General features: G+C 65.9%; 7 protein-coding genes and 2 pseudogenes. 1 reads left to right on the forward strand and 8 read right to left on the reverse strand.

The window, feature by feature from the left end:
• Positions 1-419: 419 nt before the first annotated feature.
• From IW256_RS11030 to IW256_RS11065, 8 genes and pseudogenes are all read right to left on the reverse strand, one after another.
• A pseudogene (locus IW256_RS11030) lies at positions 420-811 on the reverse strand (FtsK/SpoIIIE domain-containing protein); the annotation flags it as partial.
• A gap of 70 nt (positions 812-881) precedes the next feature.
• Positions 882-1,424 (reverse strand): IS630 family transposase, encoded by a 543-nt coding sequence (locus IW256_RS11035; RefSeq protein WP_307829391.1) that lies wholly within the window; start codon positions 1,422-1,424, stop codon positions 882-884.
• On the reverse strand, positions 1,316-1,912 hold the full coding sequence (locus tag IW256_RS11040) for a winged helix-turn-helix domain-containing protein (protein WP_231403737.1): 597 nt from the start codon (positions 1,910-1,912) through the stop codon (positions 1,316-1,318). The genes IW256_RS11035 and IW256_RS11040 overlap by 109 nt, the downstream gene beginning before the upstream one ends.
• A 189-nt stretch (positions 1,913-2,101) precedes the next feature.
• A pseudogene (locus tag IW256_RS41025) lies at positions 2,102-2,884 on the reverse strand (IS630 family transposase); the annotation flags it as partial.
• Between the two features lies 1 nt (position 2,885).
• On the reverse strand, positions 2,886-5,117 hold the full coding sequence (locus IW256_RS11050; protein ID WP_197010868.1) for a protein kinase domain-containing protein: 2,232 nt from the start codon (positions 5,115-5,117) through the stop codon (positions 2,886-2,888).
• Between the two features lie 541 nt (positions 5,118-5,658).
• On the reverse strand, positions 5,659-7,281 hold the full coding sequence (locus IW256_RS11055; protein ID WP_197010869.1) for an ABC-F family ATP-binding cassette domain-containing protein: 1,623 nt from the start codon (positions 7,279-7,281) through the stop codon (positions 5,659-5,661).
• A gap of 269 nt (positions 7,282-7,550) precedes the next feature.
• A complete protein-coding gene (locus IW256_RS11060; protein ID WP_231403738.1) occupies positions 7,551-9,083 on the reverse strand; it encodes an alanine/glycine:cation symporter family protein in 1,533 nt (510 codons plus the stop codon).
• Between the two features lie 932 nt (positions 9,084-10,015).
• Entirely contained in the window at positions 10,016-10,762 is a 747-nt protein-coding gene (locus IW256_RS11065; RefSeq protein WP_197010871.1) for an SMI1/KNR4 family protein, read from the reverse strand.
• A gap of 108 nt (positions 10,763-10,870) precedes the next feature.
• Between IW256_RS11065 and IW256_RS11070 the strand changes: the two genes are divergently transcribed.
• Complete coding sequence (locus IW256_RS11070) at positions 10,871-11,689, forward strand: MOSC domain-containing protein (protein ID WP_307829392.1); 819 nt, start codon at positions 10,871-10,873, stop codon at positions 11,687-11,689.
• Positions 11,690-11,703: the final 14 nt, after the last annotated feature.

An 11,703-nucleotide genomic window follows, 5' to 3' on the forward strand; every position in this document is an offset into this window, starting at 1 on the left:
CGCCTCGGCCTTCAGGCCGGCCCGGCCAGCGCCCCGAGCACGCCGATCAGTTTGTCGGGCCGGTGGGCTCGGGTGTCGACGTCGGTGTGGGGACGGGCGTGTCGTCGGTCGGGTCCGGCTCGATCTCGTTGGTGTTGTTGGGCGTGGCAGCGAGCTCGGCGTTGCCAGTGATGGGGGAGAGCGGCTGGGGGACGGTGAGGTCCTTCTCCACCGCTGCCGTCGTCTTCGGTGGTGGTGTCGGGGCGTGGTGGGTGGTCGCCGCGCCAGGGGCGTTGAGCGGCTGTTTCTTGCAGTGCCCGACAATGGTCTTGATCTCCTGGTCGGAGACGTAGTTGCCCTGCAGGTGGATCGGTGCGCTGGTGCCCCTCGGGCTGAAACAGCGCGTCGTTGGCGCCCAGGAGCTTCTCGGCGCCCGGCTGGTCGAGGTGGCGGACGTTGTTGCGCGCGAGCAGGTCGTAGTGGCGGGACATCTCGCCCACCACCCACTCCAGGGCCTCGGCGGCCTTCTTGGGGCTGTGATGATCGGCTGGAGCAGGTGCGGCACGCCGCGGTACTGGATCAGTTCGACCCGCTTGGGGTCGATGAGGATCATGCGGACCTGGCAGGGTTGGCACGCAGCAGCACGCTGCAGATCAGCCCGTTGCAGGAGGACCTGCCCGTGCCGGTGGCGTCAAGGATCAGGGTGTGGGGCATCTTGGCCAGGTTCGCCAACATGGTGCGGCCCTCGACGTCCCTTGCCAAGGCCCACCACCAGCGGGTGGGTCTGGCCGGTGGCGGCCTCTGAGCGCACCACATCTCCCAGGCACACTAACCAGGATTAATTGGTCATGGCGGGTGGGGTGTCGTCAAGGTCAGGCCGGTGGCGGATAGGCAGCCGTCGATCACGCGGGGTGGTGCTGGATGACCTTGAGGCGGTGCTTGACCATGCTGGCAAGGTGGTCCAGGTCGGTGGCCAGGAGGTTGGCCATGGAGCGTTTGAGCAGGGACCACACGCCTTCGGCGGGGTTGAGTTCGGGGGCGTAGGCCGGCAGGTGGAACACCGTCAGCCAGTCGGAGTGGGCGTCGATGAACTCGCGCATCGCCGTGGAACGGTGGATGCCCAGGTTGTCCCACACCAGCACGATCTTCCCGCCGGGCAGCTGCTGGTGGGCGGCCTGCAGCATCCGCTTGTACTCGGCCAAGGAGAAGGAGACACGCTCGCCGGTGCGGCGGTGGTAGTGGGGCAGCCGGTAGATCAGCCGGGACCGGTGGCCGGGCCGGTAGCAGACCATGCCGGCGACCGAGACGCGGGCGCCGTGCTGTCCGCCGTGCACCCTCACCAGCGGGCGGTGTCCGTGGCGGCTCCAGGAGCGTCCGTTGGGCGGCCTGAGCCCTTGACCGGTCTCGTCCTCGAAACAGATCCAGGCGCCCAGGTCCGCCGCGATGTTTCCACTTGCGGCCACACCTGCTCTTTCCACACCGAGATGGCCTGCTCGTCGCGTTGGATCGCGCGGCGTCCGGGGACCTGCACCGACCAGCCGTTACGGCGCAGCAGCAGCGACACCCCTGGCAAGGAGTACCCGATCCCGAACAAATCGGTGATCAGCGCGGCAATCCTGCCGAGGGTCCATCGCTGGTCATCGGCGTAACCGTGCGCGGCCGGGCCTCGGTTCAGCTCGGCCTCCAACTGCGCGAACTGCGCCTCGTCCAGCCGGGGCCGCCCGTGCGGGCCCTTGGACCGCAGCGCCTCCGCGCCGCCCTGGCGCCAGGCCTGCCGCCATTTCTCCACCTGCCGCAGCCCGACCCGCAACTCGGCGGCGATCCACACGTTGGCCCGTCCCTCGCCGAACCACTGCGCGGCCTGCATCCGCACCTGTTCTCGTTTGTCACGGCCGACGGCGGTCAGCCCGCCGCCCTGGGGGTATCTGGCCATGCCACCGGCATACGCCCGCGCCACCGGTCCGTCCACTCACCCAACCGCCATCACCCATAAACCCTGGTTAGGTCCTGGCGGGGTTGGGGATCTCCACGCCGATCGCGGACTTGCCCGGATCGGAGAGACGGCTCCGCACACCGGAGGTCTTTGACCAGCCCGGTGACCTGAGCGACTGCGCAAGGCTGGCTAATGTTGTGAGTCGTTAATTCGTTGGCAGTATGCGGCGAGGGTTTCGAGGATCTCGTCGGCGGTCTTGATCCACACGAACGGCTTGGGGTCCTTGTTCCACTCGTTCACCCAGCCGCGGACGTCGCGTTCCAGTGCGATTACGCTGCGGTGGGCGGAGCGGCGGAGTTTGCGGTTGGTGAGCTCGGCGAACCAGCGCTTGACCAGGTTGAGCCAGGACGAGTTGGTCGGGGTGAAGTGCAGGTGGAAGCGGGGGTGGCGGATCAGACATTTCTTGACCTGCTCGTCTTGTGGGTGGCGTGGTTTTCCAGCACCAGGTGACGGTCCAGGCTCTTGGGCACGGCGGCATCGATGAGCTTGAGGAACCGCAGGAACTCTTGACGGCGGTGGCGCCGGTAGTGCTGGGCGATCACCGACCCGGAGGAGAGGTCCAAGGCGGCGAAGAGACTGGTGGTGCCGTGCCGGACGTAGTCGTGGATCATCCGGGCCGGGGTGGTGGGCATGATCGGCAGGATCGGGAGCGGTCCTGCCGATCGCCTGCATCTGGCTTTTCTCGTCCACCGCCAGTACCAGGGCGTTCTCCGGCGGATTCAGGTACAGGCCGACCACGTCGCGGACCTTGCCGACGAACTGCGGGTCACTCGACAGCTTCCACGTCTGCACGGTGTGGGGCTTGAGGCCGAACGCCCGCCAGATCCGCGAGACCGCCGACTGCGACATCCCGGTCGCGGCCGCCATCGACCGCGTCGACCAGTGCGTATCGGCCCCCGGAGTCTCCTTCAGCTTAATATGAAAGGCTCGCCAGGACCTTGCGAAGCGCTTCGCACAATTCGAGAGCATCGCGTCGCGTGACGCTCTTGACGCTCCAGTCAAGGAAAAATTCAAATTCCCCCTGTCGCCCTGGATGACGCTGAGCCCGGTTCCCATACTCGGCAATCGCGCGATCGATGGAGCGGTTCAGGATCATTCGCATTCGCTCATTCGCAACATTTTCGAGCGCTACTCTAACGATAGGCTTAAAATGGAGTGAGATGATTCCGGCATCTCTTCTCCTGTCGTGTCGGCCCTCCTTCCATTGTGCGCCTATCGCCCAAGTGCGTGCTGAATTGGTGAATGATGTGGCGCCACTTTGCGGCACGTGGCCAGTCATCTGATACGCGACCTCGCCAATATACTGCTCGAACGAGATTGCCCCGTCGCGTTCAGTATGAGAAAGTCCTTGAATGATGCGTCCCAGGGCAATTATTACCTCTCCGAAAGATTGGATCCTCTCCTCGGGCGAAAAACGTGTACAGTTCTCATAGAGTTCAATTATCTCCTTTGCGCCCTCCGCGGAGCACGACTGAAATAGAGATCGATTGAGATTTCCGATGTTATTTGAAATATTGACCGGGTCGGGGTCTTTGTTGGTCAAACAAAAATACATGAGTTGGCCAAATGAATAGACATCCAGGGCGGGAGTCTTGCTCCTGGCGACTTTCGGGTTAAAGGAAAAATATTGTTCAGGAGCGGCGTAATAGATGACACCCATGGCTGTCTTGGTGGCTCTTTGTGTCTGAGTGCTAAACCAGGCAAGGTCGAAGTCTGTCAGTGAGGGAACATATCGCCCATCTTCACTCAATGAACAGACAATATTTTCGGGCTTGATGTCCCGGTGAATGACATCGTTATTGTGTGCATGTTCGATTGCTTCAGCAGCTGTCAGGAGAATCGCAAGAATGTCAGCCGACTCCATGTAGTTTCCGGGTGCCAATTCTCGTAGATTCTGCCCCTCGATATAATCCATGATAAAACCAGGCGGACATGCGGCGTAGTCATGGACGTTGACGATGCTTGGATGGTGAAGCATTCTCATTGCATCGTAGCCGTTCCTAAACCTTCTGACCTTTTCTTTGTCGCTCAATTCGTTGGCATGGTAAAGCTTGTATGCGAGCTTACGATCGCCGTCTGCTATGAGCCAGACCTTTCCGAACCCGCCTGCGCCGATCTGTCGCTCGAGTTTTCCCCACGGAGTGTTCATTCCCGTCTCCACTACGCCAAGCTCACTCTGAAACCTGAGCATAGTGGACTTTGCGCGGCGAAAGCCCGCTCTTTGGGTGATTCCTTGAATGGTCTCCTTTCGTTCAAACCATGTGTTGATAGATTCCAGCTTCTTGCAAGCGATACGGTAGCCTGTTTCGACCCAGACGTCAGAGCCAGACGTACGAATCCTGTTGTATTTTTCCAGATGCTCGTTAGCCTCGGCCTCTATCTGTGCATATTCTTCTTCGGGGCGAGGCGCTGTCAGCACAGGGTCAAAACCCTGGCCTAGGACGACACGCCCACTTACTCGGCCGCCGAAAACGGGACGCTGTCTGTTGTCACCGTTCTCCATATTGCGAGAAATCACGTCATAGAGGCTGTGCACAGTGACATCGCCTTTATGGTCGGCAGCACTGCCGAGCATTGCATCTAGAAGGTGGTACGTGAACAAGCCGTGACCTAGGTTCGCATATTCCCAGGCCGACTGCTCGGCCTCACATGCAGCCACCACAGCTGCTGATGCGTCTGAGTCTCGAATTGCTGCTACGAGATCAGAATTAGAAAGCTGTCGAGAGATAAGATTAATGCTGGAGCTAGCAGCATCACCTGAATGGCACGTATCAAGTACGATTACCGCTTCAGTCTCCGATCCGGCTGGAGGTTCGATTATGCTCAATAGGTTTCGGAGTGAGATACCCTCGTCAAATTCTTGATTATCAGAGGTGACCAAGAAGGAACCGAGATCAGTTACAACACCATGGCCGGCGAAATAGAACAAGATCTGCTTGGCGCCGGAGCTCCTTGCCTCAATTAGCCAGCGCAGTAGGGCGGTTTTTGTCACTTCCTCGTTGAGGAGCTTCGTGACGTGGAAATCGTATTCCGGGTATGTAAGTATCTCAGCGACTTGAACTGCGTCGTTCTCGCAGAAATCTAGAGTCTGCCAGCGCTCTCTGTAGTTGCTAATGCCGGCAACTAGCGCAAACTTCCCTGTCATGGATATCCCTCCCGTATCCGGGCAGACTACTACTGCTACCCGAGGGATGTCCTGGTTTCCGGGGTAGTGGGATCGGCCGGAACAGGCCGCACGTCCGCTTTGCCCGAATCCATGTGCTCGATCCGGCGGGAAGCCTTGATCGTGTAGAGAAGTCGTCAGTATGCGCTGGGTTTCAGCTCTGTCCTGATGATCAGGGTGGGCTTCGCGCGAGATGGCCGCCGTTGGTGCCTGACTGACGTTGGGGATGGTGCTCGGCGGATGCTGGCGGACGTTGGCGGTTGTTCGTGGGCAGGTAAATGGGCTTGCTGACCTGGTCTGATGGGGGGCTGGGGTGATTCGAGTCCAATCGCGCCTGTAGAGCGCCAGTTGAGGGCCGCCTCCGTTGATGGAGGCGGCCCTGACGCGTTGGGTAAGTACCCAAGTGAGTGTCAAGCCGCCCTGCTGGGCGCGGGCGGTCCACTTGCGGCGACCGGGCGTCGCCGGGACTTTCGATCCTGGTGACGCCCCGAGCCCGGACTCCGGCCGGGCTCGGGACCTGCCGTCAAAGCCGGAGTCGCGGCCAGGACGCCGTGTCGCGCAGCAATTGCCTGTCGTGGGTGGCCAGCACCACCGCGGCGCCCGTCACGGCCAGCTCCTGCGTCAGCTCCTCCACCAGGGTCATCGACAGGTGGTTGGTCGGCTCGTCGAGCAGCACCACCTGTGGCCGGGCGGCGAGCAGGACGGCCAGGTCGAGCCGCCGCCGCTGGCCGATCGACAGCTCGGTGACCGGACGGTGCGCGGCCCCGGACGGGAGCAGGCCGAGCTTACCCAGCCCTGCCGAGCCGGTTTCGTCGAGTTCCCCCGAGGCGACGAGCCCGTCCAGGGCGGCCTCGTAGACCTCGAAGGCCCGCTGCCGCGACGGCGGCGGCGATTCCTGAGAGAGCAGCCTGACGCGTACGCCCCGCTTCGCCTGTACCGTGCCGGAGTCCGGGGCCACGGTCCCCGCGAGAACGGACAGCAGGGTCGACTTGCCCGAGCCGTTGGGGCCGGTCACCACCAGGCGGTCGCCTGCGCGCAGGTGCACCGAACGGGGCGTTTCGAGCCTGCCGCGCACCGTGATGTCGTCGGCTCGCAGCAGCGTCACCCCCGGCGGTGCGTCGAGCCGGGGCATCCGGAACCGCAGCGGCGGCTCGGGCACATCGACGACGTGGGCCTCCAGCGCCTCCTGCCGCCGGTGCACCGCGCGGACCAGTGCCGGCGCGCGGGTGGCGCGGGTGTGCTTGCCGGTCCCCTTCTCCGGCCGCCATCCGGTGGACAGCCGGTTCTGGGCGGCGGAGAGGTCCTGCGCGAGGCGCTGCCGTTCGAGCCGCTGGTCGCGGTAGGCGGTCTCCCAGCGTTCCCGCTCGGCGCGCCGCCCCTCCCGGTAGCCCTCGTACCCGCCGCCGTAGGCGCGGGGCCGCCCGTCGCAGGTCGGGTCCAGGTCCAGCATCGCGGTGACCACGTCGGACAGCAGCGCCCGGTCGTGGCTCACCAGCACCACACCGCCCGGGTGATCGCGGAGCCTGGTGGTCAGGTGGTCGAGGCCGCCGGCGTCGAGATGGTTGGTGGGCTCGTCCAGCAGGAGCAGGTCGTGCCCGGCGCCCAGCAGGCAGGCCAGCCGGATCCGGTACCGCTGCCCGACGGAGAGATCGGCCAGCGGCCGGGCCCGGTCGGTCACCGCGCCGAGGGCGGCCAGCGAGATCTCGACGCGGCGGTCGGCGTCCCACGCGTCGATGGACTCCGCGGCCCTGAGCGCGTCGGCGTAGGCGTGCTCGGCACCGGGCCGTTCCTCGGCCAGGGCGAGGGTCGCCGACTCGAACGCGCGCAGCACCGCGCGTACCTGGGAGAGTTCGACGTCGATCAGGTCACCGACCGTACGGTCGCCGCCGATCGGGATCTCCTGGTCGGCGACGCCCAGCGTGCCCGCCCGGTGAACGGTGCCGGAGTCGGGAGCCAGCCTCCCCGCGAGCACGTGGAGCAGCGTGGTCTTCCCGCGGCCGTTCTCGCCGACCACCCCCAGCCGGTCGCCGGGGGAGACGGTCAGGTCCACGCCGGTCAGGACCGGCCGGCCGCCGCGGGAGAGACGCAGATCGGTGGCGTTGAGATGGGCCCGCGCACGGGCCGGATGAGAAGTGACGGGGGACATGGCTTCCTCCGAGGCCAGGCTCCCGCGCGTCTCGGCACGGCCGTGCGGAGACGGGGAACCCGGAAGTGAGAGACGACGGCGGACGTGCCCGGCGGCGCCTGGAACAGGCGGCCGAGCCGTGTCGTCCTCAGAGGAAGTACAGATGCACGCGCCTACTGTAACCGATGACCTTACGTAGATCGCGGTGTCCCGTGTCCGGCCGGGGCCGGAAAAGGAACGAGGGCCTGTCCAGGGCGGGGAAGTGGACAGGCCCTCGAGCCGGGGTGACGTCAGTCCGTGCTCAGGACCTTGGCCTTGTTCTCGGCCTTCTTGCCGGCGTCGCTCTTGATGTACTCCAGGAAGGAGTTGAGCTCCCGCTTGACGACCGGGGCGAGCATGTACAGGCCGATGATGTTGAACACCGCGGCCATGAACAGGAACGCGTCGGCCATGTCGACCAGCGCGCCCAGGGAGAGCAGCGCACCGCTGATCACCATGACGGTGAAGATCACCTTGTAGATCAGCTCGCTGGTCCTGCTGCGTCCGAACAGGTAGGTCCAGCACTTCAGGCCGTAGTACCCCCAGGTGATGACCGTGGAGATGGCGAAGAGCAGCACCGCGAGCGTCAGGACGTAGGGGAACCAGGAGACGACCGACTCGAACGCGTCGGAGGTCAGCGAGACGCCGTCGGACGGCGGCTGGCCGGCCTCGGAGGCCTTGCGGGCGGCCTCGTAGCTCGCCGGGGAGGCGATGACGATGGTGACCGCCGTCATGGTGCAGATGACGACCGTGTCGATGAACGGCTCCAGCATGGCGACCAGGCCCTCGGTCACCGGGTGGCGGGTCTTCACGGCGGAGTGGGCGATGGGGGCCGAGCCGATGCCCGCCTCGTTGGAGAACGCGGCCCGCCGGAAGCCCATGATCAGCGCGCCGATGACACCGCCGGCGACGCCCTCCGGGGCGAAGGCCCCCTTGAAGATCGCGCCGATGGCGTCCGGGAGCTGGGAGATGTTGGTGACGATGACGACCAGGCAGGCGCTGACGTAGAGGATCGCCATCGCCGGGACCAGGCGTCCGGTGACGGCGCCGATGGACTTCATCCCGCCGATGAGCACTAGGGCGACGATGGCCGCGATGGCCATGCCGAAGAGGAGGGCACCGCCGGCACTGGCGAAGAAGCTGTCGTCCTTGCCGGTGACCGCGGTGAGCTGCTCGAGGCTCTGGTTGACCTGGAAGAGGTTGCCGCCGAAGAAGGTGAAGAACAGCAGCATCATGGCGGAGCCGGCGGCGAGCACCTTGCCGAGGGCGGGCAGCCCGCGCTCGGCGAGCCCCTTGCTCAGGTAGTGCATCGGACCGCCGGAGACGGTGCCGTCGGCGTGGACCTCGCGGTACTTCACCCCGAGGGTGCACTCGACGAACTTGGTCGCCATGGCCAGGACGCCGCAGAGGATCATCCAGAAGGTGGCGCCGGGGCCTCCGATGGAGACGGCGATCGCCACACCGGCGATGTTGCCGAGCCCGACGGTGCCGGAGACGGCCGTGCTCAGTGCCCTGAAGTGGCTGGTCTCACCGGGGGCGTCCTTGTCCTCCCACTTGCCCCTGACCAGCTTGACGGCCACGCCGATGTAGCGGACCTGGGCGAGGCGGAAGTACAGCGTGAAGACGATGCCGGCCACGACGAGCCAGGCGACGATCCAGGGGAACTTCTGGCCGAAGAGGTTGACCTCGTAGAAGACCCATTCCTGGAGCTTCGCCGCCACGGGCTCGAAGAAGCCCGAGATCGCGGAGTCGATCCGTTCTGTTACCGATTCGTTGTTAGACAAAGCAAGACACCCCACATCCTTGGAGAGCGAATATGCAAGGGACGATCAATTGGTTCAACGGGCAGGGGAGAGTCGTCGTTGGCTCCGCTCCTCATCGCTTGTGGCAGTTCCGTGAACAACGGCGATCCGGGTGCTCGCCGCCGGTGGAGTCGTTCCGGTGGTCCGTGATCTGCCGTGACCGCCGGGGCGCGGGTGACCAGGCCGTTCAGGCGCGCGCCAATCCGGGTGGACCGATCCAGGGTCCAACCGGGCTCAGATAGATCGACTCCTGCCGGTCAATCCCGGGGCAAGGGCGCATCGAACGCGAACCCGCTCGTGCGGCCCTTCTCCGGCGCGGCGCCGGCCTGGCCGCCGCGTTTGTGTCGCCGCAGTGTCTGCGGCCGTCCCCCTCGCATACGCGGAGCCGTGGAACCGGCCGGTCTTGCGGTCGCCACCACCGCACCGGCCGCATGGGCATCCGCCTTGTACGTCAACGCCATAGATTTTCTCTGGGGATCATCGGCAAAAATGGTCGACGTCCTCGGCTCCATATCGGTGACGAAGCGAAGACGGTTTATCTTCGCCGACTCGCCGATTGGCGTGAAAGGGCCCTGGGGCCCATGCCGAGCCCTGCCGGAAGGGCCTGGGAGCCGGGGCCCCGACCCCCGGGGCCCGGCGTTCACCCTGTCACCGCGGGTGATCATCGAGGGCTGGCGTGGACGTGAACGTCAGTCCTCGGCATCGGATCAGTGACCCTGCGTAGCGGTCAGGGGAGCGCCGGGCCCGGGTCGTCCCCGCTCGGGTCGGCGGGCCCTCTGGTCCCCAGGGCCCAGGGGCCCGACATCAAGCCGTCAGGCGGCGGAGGCGGATCGTTCACCTCGATGACGGCTTCTCCCCCTTGCGGCGGGGCGGCCGTCGGGGCGGAGTGCCTCCGCGGGACGGCCGCCGGGTGCTCACACGTCGGGGATCACCGTCGCCGCCAGGAAGCGCCCGTTGTGGAAGCAGTTGTAGCTCGCCACCTCGCCGAGGGGGAGGACATGGGCGAACGGCACCTCGGTGGGACAGTCCGCCTCTCGCAGGTCCGCCAGGAAGGCGTCGTCCGGGAGCCTCGCGGCGACCTCGGCGAGCTCCGCGTCACCGGAGGCCCGGGCCTCTGGGACGGAGAGGGGGACGACCGTGGCCGAGGGGTCGCGGGACAGCGAGTCGTCGCCGTTGTACAACCAGTCCCTGAACGCGCTTTCGAGTCCGGCGGGGCCGGCCGCTTCCAGCGCCGAACGTGCCCCTGCCACCAGGTTGTCCACCCAGCTCAGAAAGCTCGGGGCGACCAGGCGGACATAGGGCTCTTCCCAGAAGCTGAAGACCCGCCCCCAGGCGCCGCTTTCCGGGTCGACGTCGACGTAGTACGTCGTCGCGGCGCCGTTGCTGTGCAGGATCCAGCTCGCGGAGGGTTCTCTCAGCGGCCAGAACTCGTTGACCAGCGGAACGTGGTTGTCGGGGTGATCGAAGTGGAAGTCGTGACGTTCCTCCCCGACCACGAAGCCACCGGTCCTCCGGAAGAAGGCGCGGATGTGATCGGGCACGCTGATCGGCCACGAGGACATCTGGGCGTCGGTCACGGCCGGACGCAGCGTGATCCGGCCCTCCGAGTCCGCCGCCACCGCCTCCAGGCGCGCGACGACCTCTTCCGGGTTCTCCTCCATTGATCCCCGCTCCTTCCATGGTCCGTGCAGAGACACCGCCGGTGGTGGGAGGCGCCGAGCGTCCTCCATGGTGCGGTCGTCGACGAGTAGCCTGATCCGGTGGCGAGGGTGGCGCAGTTGATTTCCTATCCCATCAAGGGATGCGCGGGTGTTCCGTTGGCGGAAACGCCGCTCACGCCCGCGGGACTCGCCCACGACCGGGCCTTCATGGTGGTCGGCGAGGGAGGGGTGTTCCGCAGCCAGCGGCGGGACCCGCGGCTGGCGGTCATCCGCCCGGAGGTCGGCGCGGGCGGTGAACGGCTCACGCTCAGGGCTCCGGACACCGATCCCCTGGGCATCGATGTGGAAACGGCTTCCGCGAGGCTCGATGTGACCCTGTTCGGCGCCCCGTTCCAGGGCGTCGACCAGGGTGAGGACGCGGCCACGTGGCTGTCGGACGTGCTCGGTTCACCGAGCCGCCTGGTCCGGGTGCCGCCGGAGCACGACCGGGTGACGGACGGATGGATCACGGGGACGTCCGGTTACGCCGACAGCAGCCCGGTGCACATCCTGTCGCGCTCCTCCCTGGACGCGCTGAACGAACGGATCGCGGCGGGCGGCGGGCGGCCGGTCCCCATGGCCCGGTTCCGTCCCAACATCGTGGTGGACGGGTGGGGCGAGCCCCATGAGGAGGACCGCGTCCGCCGGGCGGCCGTCGGCGGCGCCGAGCTTGGGTTCGCCAAGCTCGCCATCCGCTGCGCGGTGACGCTGGTCGACCAGGACACCGGTGCCAGGAGCGGGCCGGAGCCGCTACGGACCCTCGCCGCCTACCGCCGGGCCTCCGGGGGCGGCGTCGCGTTCGGGGCGAAGTTCTCCGTGGTGCGGCCCGGCAAGGTGTCGGTGGGCGAAGAGGTGACCGTCACCGCCTGGGACGCCTCGCCGGCCTGACCCGGGCTACCGTG

It is taken from the genome of Actinomadura viridis, assembly GCF_015751755.1.
Classification (GTDB): domain Bacteria; phylum Actinomycetota; class Actinomycetes; order Streptosporangiales; family Streptosporangiaceae; genus Spirillospora; species Spirillospora viridis.

Coding starts and splice junctions, on each gene's coding strand:
- IW256_RS11055 (WP_197010869.1), bottom strand. CDS start 7,281: ATGTCCCCCGTCACTTCTCATCCGGCCCGTGCGCGGGCCCATCTCAAC.
- IW256_RS11065 (WP_197010871.1), bottom strand. CDS start 10,762: ATGGAGGAGAACCCGGAAGAGGTCGTCGCGCGCCTGGAGGCGGTGGCG.
- IW256_RS11040 (WP_231403737.1), bottom strand. CDS start 1,912: ATGGCCAGATACCCCCAGGGCGGCGGGCTGACCGCCGTCGGCCGTGAC.
- IW256_RS11050 (WP_197010868.1), bottom strand. CDS start 5,117: ATGACAGGGAAGTTTGCGCTAGTTGCCGGCATTAGCAACTACAGAGAG.